The sequence below is a fragment of the Filifactor alocis ATCC 35896 genome, assembly GCF_000163895.2.
Classification (GTDB): domain Bacteria; phylum Bacillota; class Clostridia; order Peptostreptococcales; family Filifactoraceae; genus Filifactor; species Filifactor alocis.
The window spans coordinates 1071247-1089640 of the sequence record NC_016630.1 but is presented as its reverse complement, the minus strand read 5'-3'; the positions used below and the strand labels follow the sequence as shown (position 1 = coordinate 1089640).

Genomic DNA, 18394 nt, shown 5'->3' with positions numbered 1-18394 from the left:
GACTCAACTATCTAAAAAGCACTTTTTTGACAGAAGTTTTTGTTTCGTGACAGAATCTGTTTGAAACTTTATGAAATAATTGAGTTTTTATACTGGATTAAATCAATAAAAATGATATAATAATTAGGTATGTGTTTTACAATTGAGAAATCGGAGAGAATTGATATGGAAGAAAATAAAAAAGAACAGGACTTAACAAAATATTCTTATGCGTTTGTAGTTTGGACATATTGTTTGATTTTATTGGCAGGAGCTGTCAATGTGTACGGAATCAAGCAACTTGGTTCAACGGTCAGTCATCATACGGGAAATTTTTCACAAATTGCAATTTATAGTTATGAGAAGCAAATTCCGTTTCAATTTATTGTAGTTATATTGAGTTTCTTTTTGGGTTCTGTCACTTCGGGAATTGTTTTGGCCGGCAAGACAACAGAGGGAAAAAAGCCTTATGATAAGATTTTGATCGGTGGAGGAATTGCCCTTTGTATGATGGAGGTGCTTAGATTTCAAGAGTGGGCTATTGCAGTTGTTCCGTTTTGGTTGGGAATGCAAAATGCGATGTTCGTAACTTACAAAGAGGCTGTGGTTCGTACAACTCATATGACAGGAGCTTTAACAGATGCCGGATTTGCATTGGGTTCTTATTTGAGAGGAAATACAAAAGAAATTTGGAAAGTGAGATTCTATCTTCTATCTATGATTGTTTTTGTAGTCGGAGGATATTTTGGGAATTTCTTGGTAGGATATTCCGCTTTTCCTCTTTCCTTTGTGGGTGTGATGTATTCTGTGATAGGATTGTGGTATATGAACATGGAAGAGTTTTCGTTCGAAGAATGTTTGTCTTGGTTGTTTACTTTGGAAGTAACACCATATGAAAGTATCGTTTGGATTTTCAAAGATGATAAAGAGGCGAATTAAATTTCTTCTGTTTCTTGTAGTTCCACAAGCCGTTTCGTAGCTTTTATCAAGGGAATTCCAACTTAATTTTTTGAAAATCGGGATGTTGAGGAAGATGTGTTATCTGATGTAATCATCTCAAATTTTCTCAATATCTTTGAGGTTGTTCTGTATTCAAAAACTTTTTATCGGACTGATTTTATAGTTTATGCACTTTATCATTAGGTCTACTGTTAATAGAAATATGATAACAAAAGACTGTTTTAAATTTTTTTGTTGATTTACTCCATTTTACATATTACCGTTGTTTCAACAAGTTTCATTTTTTGTTATCAGGCATCTTGTCTCTCGTTTTGGAATTTAATAGTTTTGTTATTTGGTATCTTTAGATTTGAAGATGTACTTTGCCATTTTGAAACCGACCTTGAACGGTTAGAACTTTGGTCTAACTTTCGAAAGTCGGTTTTAAAGTGGTTTTTTTGTTTCAATATCTTTAACTACAATCTGTGATTGAGAAGAAACAACGGAAATATATTTTATGTAAATTATATATGACAAACGATAAAAAATATTATATTATATAAGTAGGAGCACCGTGTTATTGAAAATAAGCTATAGCGGATGTTTTTGTTCAATAAGACCAAAAATTTTGTGTAAGTTATCATTCTTCGTAAATGATACATATGATGATGTAGGAAAGACGATTCTGAATGTGTTAATACTTATCTTTATGGGAATGGTAATTCAGAAAGGAGTTTGTTATGGGATTTATAAAAGCATTTACAGGAGCAATGGGGGGAACCTTTGCCGATCAATGGAAAGATTTTTATGTTCCGCAACCCGGAGTGCCTGCAACAGCAGGAATTTTTCCTGCTGTGCCACAAGGAACGAACAATGGCAGAGGGGAAAACACAAAAGGGAATAAAAATATTATCACAAACGGAAGTAAAATTGTTGTTCCGGAAGGGACGGCGTTGATTACAATGCAAGACGGTGCAATTACGGGAATTATTGCAGAGGCAGGTGGATTTGAGTTTAGAGCGGATGACATTAACTCTCAATCTATTTTTGCCGGAGATGCGATGATGGAAAGTTTGTTGCATTCCACTTGGGAAAAAGTAAAGTTTGGCGGAATAGCAGGTTCGCAACAGTTGGCATTCTATGTGAATCTGAAAGAAATTCCAAACAATCGCTTCGGAACACAATCTGAAATTTATTGGGATGATGCATTCTTCGGAACACAAGTAGGTGCTGTGACAAGAGGAACTTATACCTTGAGAATTGTAGATCCGCTTCTTTTTGTTAAAAACTTTGTACCACAGCAATATTTGGTCGCAGATGCGCCTGTATTTGATTTTGCTGATATGGACAATGATGCGGGAGCACAGTTGTTTAATGAGGTAGTCGGTTCGTTGTCTCCGGCGTTCTCTAACTATACAAATGATCCGTCAAAGGGAAATCGTATGAGTAGAATTCAAGGAGATCAAATCGGTTTTGCACAGGCGCTTTCTAAAGCTGTGGATGATATGTATCAATGGAGACAAGACAGAGGTCTTGAAATTGTGAAAACTGCCATTATGGCAATTGAATACGATGATGATACAAAAGAAATGATGAAGGATGTGAAACGAGCGGATGCATTGTCCGGAGCTCGTGGAAATTCCTTTATGCAACAATCTGTTGCAAGAGGCATGCAGGCTGCCGGTGAAAATGGCGGCGGTGCCAATATGGCATTTATGGGAATGGGAATGGGCGCTGCCGGAAATGTGATGGGCGGTATGCAACAGCCGAATACACCAAATTCTTATCAACCTAATTTTGGACAACCGCAACAGCCACAACAACCGATGTATGGCGGACAACCACAACAACCGATGTATGGCGGACAACCACAACAACCGATGTATGGCGGACAACCACAACAACCGATGTACGGCGAACAACCGCAGCAACCGATGTATGGCGAACAACCGCAACAACCGCAACAGCCGCAACAACCTGTAGATTCTACAGCAAAATTGATTGAGATGAAAAAATTGTTGGATGCAGGTGTCATTACACAAGAAGAATTTGATAAAGTAAAAATGCAATTGCTTGGATTTTAAAGAAGTGTTTTAGGAACAGTATCATTTTTATTAAAAAATTTTCAAGGGTGGTATGAATATGACAGATGAAAAAGATATATTGATGGAGAATGAGCAACCGGGAAATAGGAATCCGGCAGATGACACCGTTATTATCAGAACAGATGAAGATGCAAAGAACGGACAGGATAAATGTCCGCTTTGTGGAGCAACGGATATTTCTCTCAACCAAAATACCGGTAAATTGAGATGTAATTTTTGTAGACATGAATTTGAGCCCCAAGCACTTACCGGAATGCATGAGGATGTGTCTGACATTAAAGGGAAGGTAGTAAGTTCGGGAGCTCAAAACATTGTAGCAGATACAGATGATATGTTGACTCTGAAATGTGAAAGTTGTGGTGCCGAGGTTGTAATAGATACAAGTGAATCCGCACAGGCGAGATGTCACTGGTGCAGAAATACACTTTCTATCAATACTCAAATTCCGAACGGTAGTATTCCGGATGTAGTGTTGCCTTTCTCTATCAAAAAAGAGGAAGCAAAGAAAGAAATTGAAAAATTTGTTTCAAAAAGAAAGTTCTTTGCACATCCTACTTTCAAAAAAGAATTTACAACGGAAAACATCATGGGAGTGTATTTGCCATATATGCTGGTAGATGTGAACGGACATGCTTACTTTGAGGGAGAAGGCGAAGAGTTGGTTCGCATGTACGAAGTCGGTTCCAAGGATGATAAGAAGGAATATAGATATGATGCTGACTTGTATCATGTTAGCAGAAAATTTGATATTGAAATCAAGGAACTTTCGATAGAATCAAGTGCAGATAAGTTGAATAAAAAAAATAAAAAGAAGACAACCAATATTATCAACTCGATTATGCCGTTTGATACAGAGAATTGTGTGAAATGGAATGCAAATTATTTGAAAGGTTATACTTCGGAACGCCGAGATGTCAATGTCGATCAATTGGAACATACTGTAATGGCGCAAGCAACGGATGTTGCAAAGTTCAAAGCAAATTCGACCATCAGAAAGTATGATAGAGGAGTTCGCTGGGATGAAAAGAAGCTTGAGGTAGAGGGACAACAATGGAAAGCAGCTTATCTACCGGTATGGTTATACAGTTATCAGCAAAAAAAAGGAAAAGACGGAATACTTCATTATATTGCGGTTAATGCAAGAACAAAAGAAACAATGGGAAGTGTACCCATTCATATGCCGAAACTGATTGCTGTCAGTGCACTGATAGAGTTCATAGGAATATTGATTGCGATATTCGGTAATTTTGAGGATTCGTCAGAGGGTAGATGGCCTTTGTTGATTGCAGGATTTCTATTCTTTTTGGTTGCATATCTCTATTATCGTAATTCAGATGCTCGTCACAGTTATGAGACTGAGACCGTATCAACACTGTCGAATCTGGTCAGCGAGGATGATTTTGTGAAGCATGAAACGGGATTAAAAAATGCTGAAATGAAAGGGGCCAACAATAGGACAGTAGATAGCCGGTGAGTAAGTTTTAGCAGTCTTATGTTGTTGGAGATAGTTTAAGCAATCCGTTTAAGAATCACTTTCTGAAAAACCAATTGGAAAAACAGTTTCATACCTCTACAAACAGAAGAATGTTCCGTTTGTTTTGAGAAACTCTGTGTAGAGTCTTAGGATTGGTAACGAAATAAAGTTCTGAAACGATAAAAAGTTGAGAAGATTGGGAGCGTTGATGGCGGTGGGCAAAACATTGTCCTATTTGTTTCCGATTGATAAAATTCGTTTCAGATTGATGAAAACACTGAAAATAGAAGGATGTCATCAAAAAGGGAGCCTAAGGCTCCCTTTACTTATATTCTTTCGGAATTTTGTTTCGTAGCATAGATTGTAAAAAGGTGGAAGAAGAGGTACATAATTTTGTCCAATCATGAAGACTTACTTTCTCATTTCCGTCTTGTCCCAAGATAGTGACCGTATCTCCTTCTTTACAGTCAATTCCTGTGGCATCAAACATTGCCATGTCCATACAAAATGCACCGACACTCTTTGCTTTTTTTCCGTTGATGATAACTTGCATAGAGTTTGACAACTCTCCGGACAATCCGTCACCATAGCCCATTGGCACCGTTACTACTCTGATATCATGGTCGGCAAAATAGGTGCCGTCATATCCGATGCTTGTTCCTTTGGGAAAATCCTGTACTCTGGCAACTTGGCTATAAAGAGAAATGATTTCTTCCGTAGGATACTGTTCAGACGATTTTACAACATCCGTTCCTGTCATGGAGCCCATTGCCAGTGCTCCACAACGAACAAAATCAAGGTGAGATTCCGGAAATTTTACAATTCCGGCACTGTCCGCCATATGAATGAATCCGGGCTGAATCCCTCTTTTTTTCATACTATCTACAAATGTCAGGAAGGTTGAAAGCTGTCCTCTTGAAAAATCATCATCGTCCGTTTCCGTACAGGCAAAGTGAGAAAAAGTAGACACGATAGTAAGATGTTCCATCTTGGAAATCTCTTCCAAAACAGCTAATGATTCCTCATTAGGAAGAAAGCCGAGACGACTCAATCCGGTATCTACCTTGATATGAATGCGAGCTTGTTTACCTGAAGAAAAGCCTAATTGTTGGTAAGAGAGCGCAAGCTCCTTTGTCCAAACCACCACATCAATGTCATATTGCAATGCAATTGTTCGGGCATCTTCGTTGATATATCCGAGAACGATAATTCGAATATCGGAATCAAGTTTTCTCAGTTCAAGTGCTTCATATAAATTGGCTACGGCATAACAAGAAACTCCTTCTTGCATTCCAACGCGAGCCAATTCTGTTGCTCCCAACCCGTAGGCATTGTCCTTAAGAACAAGGATTAAGCCGGTATCCTTGCCAATCTGATGTTGGATCAAACGGATATTTTTTCTGTATATTTCCCTATCAATCACTGCAAAAGTAGAGCGTAGTTTCATAAAAATCATCCTTTCAACCTGTATCATGTCAGTTTATAGTATCCTTACCAAAAGTTTATCATATAGCTATGGAATATAGCAAGAAGAAAACGATTTCACGTAAAAGGAACACCTTTCAGAAAATGATGATATCTGATAGAATATACTTTGTTATTTTTGGGGAACATGATATACTAAAGAATAACTTTGTGAAAATTAAGATAATTCGATAGAGGGTTCTTTTTGTCACAGGATAAGAAGAACATAGGAAGTGTTATCGTAGTTTGCATTCAATTTAGTAAATTAGTTTCAAAAATAGAACAGGTGGGGGATTGTATGGAAAAAAAGGAGAACGGTACTGCGCTGTTGCCGATTGTGGTATTTCTTGTGATATACTTGGGAAATGGTGTATATTTTGAGTATGTCCGTCCGGTAGATGGAGAAATGGGATTTTATATTATGTCGGTAGTGGTCGCATTTGTGATTGCTCTGATTGTTGCGTTGTTACAAAACAGAACGGTTTCTTTTGATGAAAAAATTAAAATTTGTGCAAAGGGAATCGGTGATGAAAATATTACAATTATGCTTTTTATTTTCCTTGTTGCAGGTGCTTTTAGCGGAATTGCAAAAGAGGCGGGCGGTGCCGAGAGCACGGCAAACTTGTTGCTCAGTATTTTGCCGGCACAATTTGCACTTCCCGGACTATTTTTGATTGCTTGTTTGATTTCGATGGCAATGGGAACAAGTGTAGGAACAATCACAGTGTTGGTACCCATTGCTGTCAATGTTGCAACAGGTTCCGGTTTGGGAATTCCGATGTGTGTCGGAACCATTGTCGGAGGTGCGATGTTTGGAGACAACCTGTCTTTTGTTTCTGATACAACGATTGCTGCAACAAAGACACAGGGTGTTGAGATGAAAGACAAATTTAGGATGAACTTCAAGATTGCGTTGCCGGCGGCACTTTTGACATTGGCAATCTTGACTGCTTTTTCATTGAACACACAGATAGCATCGATAGGAAATTTTGAGTACAACACTTGGCAGGTTCTTCCTTATTTTATTGTTTTGGGAGCAGCGATTGCCGGTTTGAATGTGTTTGGAGTTCTTTGTATGGGAATTGTGTTGTTTTTGATTGTCGGATTGGGAACCGGTTCACTTACAGTAGCAACAGCATTTTCGTCAATGGGAACGGGAACAAACGGTATGTTTGAGACGATGGTTGTGACAATTTTAGTTGCATCAATCGGTGCTTTGATTAAAGCAAACGGAGGCTTTTTGTGGTTGTTACATTTGATTCGCAAGGTGTTCAAAGGACATACCGGAGGATGTTTCGGAATTGGAATTTTGACTTTACTTATGGATATTGCGACAGCAAATAATACAGTAGCAATTGTGATGGCGGCACCGATTGCAAAAGAAATCAGCGAGGACTATGATATTGATCCGAAAGAGACTGCATCGTTGTTGGATACCTTTTCTTGTGTGGGACAGGGAATCATTCCTTACGGTGCACAACTTTTGATTGCCGCAAGCATATCCGGAATCACTGCACTTAACATTATCCCGTTCTTGTTTTATCCTTTTTTACTGTTTGTGAGCGTATCTGTTTCTATTTTAGTGATAAAAAATAAATAAGCTGTAAATCGTTCGTCAAACTGATAAGATACAAAACTTGTGATTTTGAATCATCGGTCAAAAAGACGAATGATTTTTTATTGAAAAAACATTCTAATTTGAGTTTTTTGATACGAACCATCGATTGAAGTTGTAATAAAAATCTGTCTTTTGCATGCTGTTATCTTTTATTCTCTTTTTCAGAATTCTATATTTTAAAATCGTGGTTCATATGAATTTAGAAGAAATCATCCTACTGATTTTATAAAAAATGATAAAGATTGAATATCATTCTTATTGATAACAAGAAAAGATATCGTTATACTATAGATAGGAAGAACTATCATGAAGAAAGAATAGAGTCATTTGAAAAAAGTTATGACAAAATTTGATAAGTGATTCATAAGTTGTGTGTTTCGATTCATAAACCATATTTGAAATTGCAATGTCAGATTTGAGTTTGTGAAACAATTAGGAAAGAAATGAATCCGTTTTTTATTGGAGTTTCGTATTGTGAATGATAGAAAGTAATCTTTCATGAAAGTGAGGTGGGAGAACTTTGAAACAAATCAATCAAAAACATTTGCCGTTTTTTGGAGTCGGACCGATCTATGTCATCAGTATTCTTTTGATGACAATGTTGGCAAGATATTTATCAAACAAAAGAATCATTTATATAGGTCTTTTTGAGGAACTCGGGACGATTATGAATATATTGGCATTACTGTTAATTGCAGCAGGTGTGATGTTGTATGGGTTGAGCCTGTTTCGTTCCGATATTGTTAAGGGATTGAAAGAAAACAGATTGGTGACACATGGTGTATATGCTTATGTAAGAAATCCGATTTATTCTGCATGGATATTTATTTGTACAGGGATTTTGTTATTGGGACATGATATATGGGCTTTCGTTTTGTGTCCGATTTTTTGGGCTTATCTTACGGTTTTGATGAAACATACAGAAGAAAAATGGCTTATCAACCAATATGGTCAGCAGTACCTTGATTACATGAAGAAAGTAAACCGTGTGTTTCCTTGGTTTCCAAGAAGATGAAAACTCATTTTGATCTTGATATTTTTAGACAAGAGATTCAATAAATTATTCGTAGATTATGTAAAACAATCAGTGGGATTCAAAAGAAATGGTAGAAAATTATTTTAACAGTGTAGCTTAGACTCAAATCGGATGGTTTTTGTCACATATGTCTTGACAATACTAGAATAGGGGAGTAGTGTTAGTGATAACACAAGTTTAATTTTAATTGATGAAGGTGTATTATGAATTATTACAATCCGCAACGATATAAAAATGGTGATATATGTTAGGTATTACTGCTGAAAATACTTAGTGGTAATACCTTGTTCGAATCTGTTAATGAAATTAAAAAAAACAAAAAGAAAAGGAGACTTCCAAATAAAAAAATTATTATCATTGACTATGTTAGTTTCGTTATCCCTCTCATCATTGTGTTTTGCAGAATCACCTAATCATATTCCGGATAAAATGCTTCCGGATTCTGTTATAGTGTATGATGAACAATTGAATCCGATTTTAGAAAAAGGTGGATATGATTGCAGTGAAGATGTTTGTATGGTAAGTTATGAAAAGCCGTTTCAGAAAAGAATTTCAATAACTTCAGATATGAGTGAAGATGAAAAAAACTTGCTGAGTGGGAGAATTCTATTTGTGAAGAAGCGACAAAAAACTTAGACAATTTAGTTTATGTTGATAACATAAAAATTCATCCAAATATGAAAGTAGTATATAATTCTGTAACCGGATACATTGACAATATTTTATATAAAAACGATAGCGAGATTAGTGGATATTCGCTTGATAATCCTTTTAATATAACCACTTTTGCAAATCCTATAGGAACTTACTCGTGGGGAAAACATAATAATACTTTGACACGTCGAAGCAGCGGTAGTGTCTTAGGGGAAGGGAGAGCTACAGTATTTTATGATCTTGAAGGGAATAGAGGGAATCCATTAGGATACAAAAATTGTGCAATACAACAGCATTATGACTATTCCAAAAAAGGAGATAAATCGGTAAATATTAGAAATTTAAATACTAATGAGGCCTTTACATTTTATCAAGCTGATGTAGGGGAACTCCCGGATGCAATTATTGATATATGGGGAGATGATGCATTGGATGAATTAGCCGGTGGGACAGCGCATGGTGAGGTATATAAAGTGAGATACTATCATGAAAAATTTGCAGATTAATAGATAAATCAAATAGAATAGTTCATAGGGAGATACTTTTTGTATCTTCCTATGAATGAGTATAGGAGTCCATCAAAATGTATAGAAAAAGATTGATATATTGTATGTTTGCTGTTTTTATGATTATTTTATTTTGTTCCTGTCAAAAAAATTATAAATATGGCAATAATGAACTTGACTCTTCCGATTCGGAAAATAAACCTTATTTAGAAATTGTTGGAGCAAAATATATAGACAAAAAAGATAAAAGTAAAGGTGTTATAAACTTATATTGCTTATATTCAATTGAAGAAGATAAAACGATAATGAAAGAAGAATTGTTGCCGGCAAAAGGTTATCCTGTAAGTTGCTTAGATCCTAATACAAAAAAAATATATTATAGTGCAAGTGCGGGTGACGATGATTATGAAAACTTATTTGTCTATGATAGAAGTGATAAATCAAACAATCAACTGACAAATGAAAAAATGCTTTACAACGATATATTTTTTGCAGAAAATAAGTTGCTCGCTAATGTTGCTACAACCGGAAAAAATGTAACTCAGCCCGCTGTCATTGATTTAAATGATTTCAAATTTAAATATTTAGATGAAAATGATGATGATACTTGGATATACTCTTTCTCTTATTCATCGAAAACCAAAGATTTATTATGTTTAACATGTTCCGATTCCGGAATGAGGACTGATAAAGTTACAAGAGTCACTCACATCAGACCCAAAAAGATCTGTTCTATGGACTTAGATTTTTCAAATAGAAAGGTATTATTTGAAACAGATAAGTATGAAATATTGGAAACAAGAAGGCTAAATAAAGACAAGGTCATAATGGTATATGAAGATAGTATGTTGTTTTCTGATAGAAAAATTAAAATCATAGATGTAGTATCAAAAAAAGAGTTTGATGTAGAGATAGAAGATTTGACAGTGGGTTCTATTTACCCTGACAGAACCGGTGAGAATATTTACATCTGGGGAGAAAAAAGTGGACAGTTTGCAATTTTTGAATACTCCTTAAAAGATAAAAAAATAATAAAAACTCTTACGAAAAAAGAACTTTTCGGAGATGAAAATATTTCTATTATAGATTTTAAATACAGTATGTTAAATATGTAAAGCATGTAATAATATGAGTTTTTAATATAGTTTGGAGAGATAAATTAAATGCAATATTCATAGGAAGGTAAAAATATCTTCCTATGAATATCATGGAAGTCTATTGAAACAAAAAGAACACAAATTTTTTGTGTAATAACAGAACACTCTTGTGTCAATCCCCTGTGTCGATTGTTAAACTTCCAATCAGTTTTTTTACTATGTCTTGATTACAAAATCAGATTTTTTAAGAGCTTGTTTATCGGTTCTATATAAAAACTTGGTCAGCAAATTTCGAGGGCAGTCATGATTCTTTTATACTAAAATCTATTGAATTTGCCTGATATTTAATATAATAGGACACAAGAGGTTTTAGCATAAAATCATCTTTTGAATGTTTCATCTCATTTACAAGCTCCGGTTATGTTGTTGATTCGCTCTTTTCTTTTTAATATATTCCAGATAAGCTCCAATCATAACTCCGATGAAAAGAATAGCTACTTTTGCTATACTGATTTCATAGGGGTTTTCGATGTATTCTATAACGGCTGTCATTTTTTCTTTTCCCTTAACAGCTATCAATTTGTTATCATCTATGAGTGTTCTTATTTCTTCTTCAAAATTTATTGCATTTGACTTTGAGCAAGTTAATAAATAATCGAGAGTTTTTTTGTCAGAAATTTCATACACAGGATAATATATTAATTGAGGAATACCGGAATTATCAAAATAGTAATATTTGCTTCCCTTTTTCCATATAGTTCCCGCTTCCGCATTTCTAATATCTTTCACCTTTTCCCAACCGCTTTTTTTATCCAGGTAATATATTCCGCTGTTCAGTGAGATTAGTTGATTATCTCCGAGATTTTTTTTAAAAAAGATTTTATTATAATAAGCCATAGGCTTAACTCTTATTTCAAAAGCATCTAAAAAGTAAATATTTTCATCATCAGAAAATACATTAGAGCTTATTTCTTTCGTTTCACCTTGAAAAATATTATTTCCTATTTTTTCTTGTTTCCCTTTTTTAGGATTATAAAAATAAACTCCGTCTTTGCCTATAAAAAATAAATTATAACTATGCTCTCCACCGTTTCCAATAACTTTATAAGGAGAATGCGTCGCATCGAAAGGACAGTCATTTGCAAAAATATTTCCGTTTTCATCATCATAAAGATAAAATATTGTCAGATTGTTTTCTTGAAATACTTTTAGATTACCATTATTTTTGATTGGCAAAAGTTTAGATTTATAATAAACGTTGTCCTTATCGGCAAAATATACAGAATTTAAATTTTCATCTATCTTTTTAAATGTATTGATATCTGCATTAGGCAAAATTTCTCCCATATAATACAGTTCCTCTCCACCGGTTGCAAAATTCGGAAGATCTTCAATTACTTGTAATTTTTTGTTTGTCTGTAGCTTCTTATATGGATAAATATAGCTTTGCGTTTTTTTTGTTTTAAAAATAAGATGGGACATATTTTGTATCATTTCATTTCCTGCTGATAATTCTCCGTTGCTTTTTGAAGATATTGAACAAAAATAATGATTAGTTCCGTCGCTATAATAATTATTTCCCACATAATATAATTTATTAGGGTTTAAGTCTGAAACCGGAATATTTCCAAAATAAACTCTATTTTTATCAAAGCCGACATTTCCGCTCTCATCTTTTTTGTCTTTATCAAATGCTCTAAAAGTAGAGATATCCGCTCCTTCAACTTCCACCATTCCGTCACCATAAAGCAAAACATAGATTTTATCCTTGTATTTGTAAAAATAGCTGTTTCCGTATTTTTCCCCACGTTCTTCTATCTTTGAACTGTTGTCATTGTGGAAGAAAACAACCGAAAAGAAAAATACCACCGAAAATAATGCTGCTGAAATCAACACAACTATAATAATTTTTCTTGTTAATAATGTCATAGTAAAAACCTCCTTGTTGTACTTAAGTACTTTTGTAACATTTGATGAGCAAAAGAATATGATTTATCAGCTATGCTGTTATTATAGTCTTTGATATGATTAAAACTGTGTGAACAGATTGACACACGCAAATTTTTCATTTTTTGATAAAGCAATCTCTTTGTTATAATTTATACAAATTGTCATATTATGTTTTTTATATCTTGAATTTACAAATAATAATCTGAAAAATTTTGTTGGATAGGGATATCTTTTTTGTCAAAGATAACAAGAGTGACATCCATATCGTCTGTTTCCAAAAACTCTCTGATAGTTGAGATTGCAACTTCAATCGCCTCTTCCTTAGGGTATCCGTAAACGCCGGACGAAATCAACGGGAAAGCAATGGAGCGAAGATGATGTTTTTTTGCAAGATGTAAAGAGTTTCGATATGCACGTGTCAACAGTTGTCGTTCGTTGTGCTTTCCGTCGACGTAAATCGGACCTACCGTGTGGATGACATAGGATGCCGGTAAACGATACCCCTTTGTGATTTTTGCTTCGCCGGTTTCACAACCGTGCAGGGTACGACATTCTTTGAGCAATTCCGGACCGGCGCATCTATGAATGGCACCGTCAACACCTCCTCCGCCTAACAAAGTTTTGTTGGCAGCGTTGACAATAGCATCCACTTTCATTGTAGTAATATCGTTTTGTATGATTCTAAAAGGCATAACAAATTCCCCTTTCGTATTATTGTTGTTAAAAATTTTTATTACAACAACTGTTCCTATACAATCTTGATTCATCGTTTCATTTTTTGCTGTCTATTTGTATTTTTCAGTTTACAATGATACTATTATTATATAATAACTTGATTGAAAAACAAAATTGTTTATTTCAAAAACGGTAAAATTTTAATTTGCAGAAAGATATAGTAAGTGTAGACTTTTTGAAAAATACGGATGTTTTTTGTGTCATAATATAGAATACTATTGATTGTAGAAATGACATTGATGGTGAACGGTTCTTGGATATAAAAGGATAGAGGTTGCTATGGGAATGATAACAAGTGCTACAAGAATGTGGCTGACCAAATCAGTGAAAGGCTTTGAATTTAAGAATGAGTATTCCAATACATTAGAATATCAAGATACTAAACAGTTGGGATTATATGTGCATATTCCTTTTTGTAAATCTATTTGTAAGTTTTGTCCGTATTGCAAAGAGGTGTATCATACAGAAAAGATGAATCGATATATGGATTATTTGCTCAAAGAGATTGCATTGGTAACACAAGGACAGGTAAAAAAAGAAGTCAGCAGTCTGTATTTCGGTGGTGGAACACCTGCATTGGCAATTGACAGGTTGGGAGAAGTCATTGATTCGCTCACATCTCACTTTGAAATTACACAGGGAATCGGGATAGAACTCCATCCGAGCAATGTGACGGAAAAACTGTTACAAAAACTTTCGGATATCGGAGTTACAAAAATCAGTATCGGAATTCAATCCTTTCAAGATAAATTTTTGGGAATTTTGGGAAGAAAAGAAAATCGATTCGAAACAATGTTTGATGCATTGCAAAAAGTTTCTTTTGAAACGGTTGCGATGGATTTTATCTTTGCATTGCCGAACCAAACATTTCAAGATTTGCAGAAAGATATTGAAGTTGCGTTTTCAAACGGTGCAAACCATATTGCCATCTATCCTTTTATTGATTTTGGATTTTTGGAATCGGGAATTCAAGAGTTTCAAAAAAAAGAAAAACGAGCACTGTTAAAGCAGATAACGGATTATTGCGAAGAAAGAGGATATACAAGAGATTCTATTTGGACCTTTTCGAAAGACGGAAGAGCGAGCTATTCTTCCATGACAAGAGATAACTTTTTAGGATTCGGTGCGTCTGCGACAACCTGTTTGGACGAGATATTCAAAATCAATACATTTTCCGTTGAAGAATATATCAATCGGTTGCAAAGCGAACAGCTGCCTACTTCTTTGACATTAGATTTTACCGTAAGACAGAGAATGATTTATTATTTATTTTGGAAATTCTATTCTATGAAAGTGGATTGCAAGGAATTTCAAGACTTTTTTAATCAAGATTTGAAAAAAATATACGGTTTGGAGTTGTTTTTCGCAAAAAGAATCGGCTTTTTGACAGAAAGAGACGGAGTGTATGAATTGACTGAAAAAGGAGCGTTCTATTATCATCATTACGAAAAATATTTTACCTATGATTACATCAACCATATGTGGGGGACGATGAGTAAAGAGGCATTTCCGAAACAATTAAATATAAAATAAACAGAATTCTATTCTTGTATAAAGGATGATAAGATACTGCTAATTGCGAATTGTTGACGGAAGAGACAGATTGTGGATAAATGATTGTATTACAGATTGTTTTGAAAATCAGTGATAAATGAGCAAAACAATAGGACTTTTACCACATAACATTTTTTGATATTCTTCTTTCGGATAATGTGAACCTACAAGCAATCTTGATAGTTTGAATGAGGCAATTATATTGAAAACCGTAGAAATATAAAGCAAAAATAAAACGGTAATATTGGTATCTCATAGAAAATCTACGTTGGAATGAGTAAATCAAATCATAAAAACATAATAATACTAAAACTCAATAGAGTTATTTCATAGAAAATAAAATATTTCAGACACTTGAAAAAGTTATGTACAGACTCTGTGAAAGTGTAAATAAACTGATTGATGAAATAATCAAAAGTATAACTTGTAGAGATTGGATCGATTCAATCGCTTCATCAGGTTTTCTTATAAAATTATGCATAAAGTTATCACATGATAAAATTTATTGTTTGAAGTTATTTTTATATAAAATTGACATGTTTGAACAATGAAAAATGAAATAACAAAAACCTTTCTATCACACTTGTTGTATACTTGACTTTTTTATAGCTGTTTAGTACAATGAATTTCGGATAAAATGAATTTTCTTAACAATCAATCATGTGTTGATACAAGAATATAGGTATCATTTGTTCCTGTTTATTTTATAAGAATAGAAGTTAATTTTCAGGAGGTGGTATTGTGGACAGTTGCACCGGTAAGTTGCATAAGGGCTTTTTTATTTTCAAACAAGATATTCAAAATCCTATTGTCTATAATAATACCTTGTTATATAAATATAAAAGCCGTTGTTTTCATTTATAGGGATTCCTTATTGATAAAGACAATGGCATTTTTATGCCCTTTTGCAACTTATTTTTACACGAAAAAATATTGCAAGGAAGGGGAGAACTATAAATGAAAGAAAAAGATAACACAGTTCAAGAAATCACAGAAACAAATCAACATCCAAGTCATCAAGAAGATATTGTCAAGTTGATTAAAGGGCCGCTTACACCGAAAATGAAGCAACAGAACTTATTGAGTTATCACGAAAAAGATATTTCTGATGCACTTTCTCTGTTGAGTGTGGATGATAGAAAACATTTGTATACATTGTTGGATGCTGAATGGATAGCAGAGATTCTCGAATATTCGGATGACAGTACAATATATTTGAATGAAATTCCGATTCAAAAAAGGATGGCTGTTCTTTCTCATTTCGAAACAGTTGAAATGTTGGACTATATTCGTGAAATGGATAAAGACAGTAGGGACATCATACTTGATTTGCTGGATAGTGAGAAGAAAAGAGAGTTTCTATTATTAAATTCTTTCAATGAAGATGAAATCGGCAGCAAAATGACGAGTAATTATGTTGTGATTGATTTTGGTATCAGTGTAAAAGAAGCTATGAGCTCTCTGATTCGTCAAGCGAACGACAATGATAACATCTCTACCATATATGTTTTGGATAAGAATCAAATCTTCTTAGGTGCAATCGATTTGAAGGACTTAATCATTGCAAGAGAAGGAACTGATTTGGAAAAAATCATTACGACTTCGTATCCTTATGTTTATGCGACGGAACAGATAGATGATTGTCTCAGTAGGATAAAAGATTATTCCGAAGATTCTATTCCTGTTTTGGATAATGAGAACAAATTGATCGGTGTGCTTACCTCACAAACGATAATGGAGCTTGTAGACGATGAGATGAGTGAAGACTATGCAAAGTTTGCCGGACTTTCTTCAGAAGAGGATTTGAATGAGCCTTTGCGAAAAAGTATCATGAAGAGGTTGCCTTGGTTGATGGTACTTCTTGTACTTGGAATGTTCGTATCTTCTATTGTCGGAGTGTTTGAAAAGGTAGTGGCGCAGTTACCGCTCATTATAGCATTTCAATCGTTGATACTTGATATGGCGGGAAATGTCGGTACACAATCTCTGGCGGTTACCATTAGAGTGTTGATAGATGAAAATATAGGGAAAAAACAAAAATTTTTCCTTGTTTGCAAAGAGACGCGTATCGGTCTTGTAAACGGAATGATATTGGGGATACTTTCTTTTGTAATGGTAGGGTTCTACTTGGTACTTCTAAAGAATCAGACGATGAATATGGCATTTTCGATATCGGCTTGTACCGGTATTGCGCTGGTTGTATCGATGGTACTGTCCAGTATGTCGGGTACACTGATTCCGCTTATGTTTATTAAAATGAAAATAGATCCCGCGGTAGCATCAGGTCCGTTGATTACTACGATAAACGACCTTGTTGCTGTAATAACATATTATTGTTTGGTCTGGGTATTGATTATAGGTGTCATATAGACTGTGTAGAACATAACAGTTTTGCTGTTGCAAATGAAGTACGGAATATCGTAAGGGAATAAAAATAGAAAAAAAATAAATAAGAAGAAAGAGATAAATAAAAAGAAAGCGAACATCAATATTTTTTTCTGCTCGGATTCGGTAAAGAAAATACAATTTGAAAAAAGCTTTCTTTTTTTTGTGTTCTTAAGATAGATAGGAGCACTACCTTGAGTATATAGTGAAGGCACGGAAAATAATTTTTAACAGATAGATAGTCTGCTTTTTATTGATATCATAATTTATTTCACCTGACATAGTTCATAATGTCAAGTTACTGTTCGTGGTTTAATGACTTTAACATTCTATTTCAGTAGGTTCAAATATAACAATGTTAAAGAGAGCATTTCTTTTGAATGGAATAGTTAGGGTAGTTCAATTAGGTTTTGGTATCGGATATATTTCGGCTAAAAACGGTAGCTCAAAATAACAGGGCAAAGACAGTAAAATGAAGTATTTTTCAGTGTCAATATATATTCAAAACAGAGTTGTGAATCGGGTGTTTTATTTGATAGTGAGAACATCTTTTTAGATTGTGGGAAATGCGATAAATTTATTGACAATTTTACTTCATTATAATAACATTGTTTTTGGTTATCAAATGGAAACAGTAGTTTCATGCAATCACTACTGATTCTAATTATAGAGAGGAGTAAAAATATGATGCCTTTAGTTTTGGCAGAGGTTGGAACTGAAAATATTATCAAGAGAATCGGCGGAACGCCCGAAGTGAAAAAACATCTGGAAAACCTCGGCTTTATTGTCGGAGCTACGGTGTCAATTGTCAACACTCTGAACGGGAGCGTGATTGTAAATATCAAGGGTTCCAGAGTTGCATTGAGCGAAGGGATGGCAAGAAAAATAATGATTTAAA

Annotated in this window: 14 protein-coding genes; 11 read left to right on the top strand and 3 right to left on the bottom strand. The window is 34.4% G+C overall.

What is annotated here, in order from left to right:
- Window positions 1–165: 165 nt before the first annotated feature.
- The 3 genes from HMPREF0389_RS04805 to HMPREF0389_RS04795 all read left to right on the top strand — a co-directional run bounded on the left by HMPREF0389_RS04805 (window position 166) and on the right by HMPREF0389_RS04795 (window position 4497).
- Window positions 166–918: a YoaK family protein gene (locus HMPREF0389_RS04805; RefSeq protein ID WP_014262567.1), complete on the top strand. Its 753-nt coding sequence runs from the start codon at window positions 166–168 to the stop codon at window positions 916–918.
- Window positions 919–1658: 740 nt separating this feature from the next.
- Entirely contained in the window at window positions 1659–3002 is a 1344-nt protein-coding gene (locus HMPREF0389_RS04800) for an SPFH domain-containing protein (RefSeq protein ID WP_014262566.1), read from the top strand.
- 58 nt (window positions 3003–3060) lie between these two features.
- Entirely contained in the window at window positions 3061–4497 is a 1437-nt protein-coding gene (locus HMPREF0389_RS04795) for a hypothetical protein (protein WP_014262565.1), read from the top strand.
- Window positions 4498–4819: 322 nt separating this feature from the next.
- On the opposite strand, the gene alr is transcribed toward HMPREF0389_RS04795, so the two are convergent.
- Window positions 4820–5944 (bottom strand): alanine racemase, encoded by a 1125-nt coding sequence (gene alr / locus HMPREF0389_RS04790; protein ID WP_041250813.1) that lies wholly within the window; start codon window positions 5942–5944, stop codon window positions 4820–4822.
- A gap of 315 nt (window positions 5945–6259) precedes the next feature.
- On the opposite strand from alr, the gene HMPREF0389_RS04785 reads away from it, so the two are divergent.
- The 5 genes from HMPREF0389_RS04785 (at window position 6260) to HMPREF0389_RS04770 (ending at window position 10890) form a co-directional block, all read left to right on the top strand.
- Window positions 6260–7561, top strand: coding sequence for a Na+/H+ antiporter NhaC family protein (locus tag HMPREF0389_RS04785; RefSeq protein ID WP_049770203.1), 1302 nt, complete (start codon window positions 6260–6262; stop codon window positions 7559–7561).
- A gap of 538 nt (window positions 7562–8099) precedes the next feature.
- Window positions 8100–8594, top strand: a complete 495-nt coding sequence (locus HMPREF0389_RS04780) for a methyltransferase family protein (RefSeq protein WP_014262562.1) — start codon at window positions 8100–8102, stop codon at window positions 8592–8594.
- A gap of 321 nt (window positions 8595–8915) precedes the next feature.
- A complete protein-coding gene (locus HMPREF0389_RS08905) occupies window positions 8916–9251 on the top strand; it encodes a hypothetical protein (protein ID WP_156775247.1) in 336 nt (111 codons plus the stop codon).
- A gap of 41 nt (window positions 9252–9292) precedes the next feature.
- Window positions 9293–9775, top strand: coding sequence for a hypothetical protein (locus HMPREF0389_RS08900; RefSeq protein ID WP_014262560.1), 483 nt, complete (start codon window positions 9293–9295; stop codon window positions 9773–9775).
- A 77-nt stretch (window positions 9776–9852) separates the two neighbouring features.
- A complete protein-coding gene (locus tag HMPREF0389_RS04770; protein ID WP_041250812.1) occupies window positions 9853–10890 on the top strand; it encodes a hypothetical protein in 1038 nt (345 codons plus the stop codon).
- A 387-nt stretch (window positions 10891–11277) separates the two neighbouring features.
- Here HMPREF0389_RS04770 and HMPREF0389_RS04765 read toward each other — a convergent pair whose 3' ends face one another.
- On the bottom strand, window positions 11278–12801 hold the full coding sequence (locus HMPREF0389_RS04765; RefSeq protein ID WP_014262558.1) for a DKNYY domain-containing protein: 1524 nt from the start codon (window positions 12799–12801) through the stop codon (window positions 11278–11280).
- Window positions 12802–13010: 209 nt separating this feature from the next.
- Complete coding sequence (locus tag HMPREF0389_RS04760) at window positions 13011–13514, bottom strand: O-acetyl-ADP-ribose deacetylase (protein WP_041250811.1); 504 nt, start codon at window positions 13512–13514, stop codon at window positions 13011–13013.
- Window positions 13515–13836: 322 nt separating this feature from the next.
- Between HMPREF0389_RS04760 and HMPREF0389_RS04755 the strand changes: the two genes are divergently transcribed.
- The 3 genes from HMPREF0389_RS04755 (at window position 13837) to HMPREF0389_RS04740 (ending at window position 18393) form a co-directional block, all read left to right on the top strand.
- The gene (locus HMPREF0389_RS04755) at window positions 13837–15090 is read left to right on the top strand and encodes a coproporphyrinogen-III oxidase family protein (protein ID WP_014262556.1); all 1254 of its coding nucleotides are present in this window, start codon (window positions 13837–13839) and stop codon (window positions 15088–15090) included.
- Window positions 15091–16068: 978 nt separating this feature from the next.
- Window positions 16069–17481, top strand: a complete 1413-nt coding sequence (mgtE, locus tag HMPREF0389_RS04745; protein WP_014262555.1) for a magnesium transporter — start codon at window positions 16069–16071, stop codon at window positions 17479–17481.
- Window positions 17482–18180: 699 nt separating this feature from the next.
- Window positions 18181–18393, top strand: coding sequence for a FeoA family protein (locus HMPREF0389_RS04740; protein ID WP_014262554.1), 213 nt, complete (start codon window positions 18181–18183; stop codon window positions 18391–18393).
- Window position 18394: the final 1 nt, after the last annotated feature.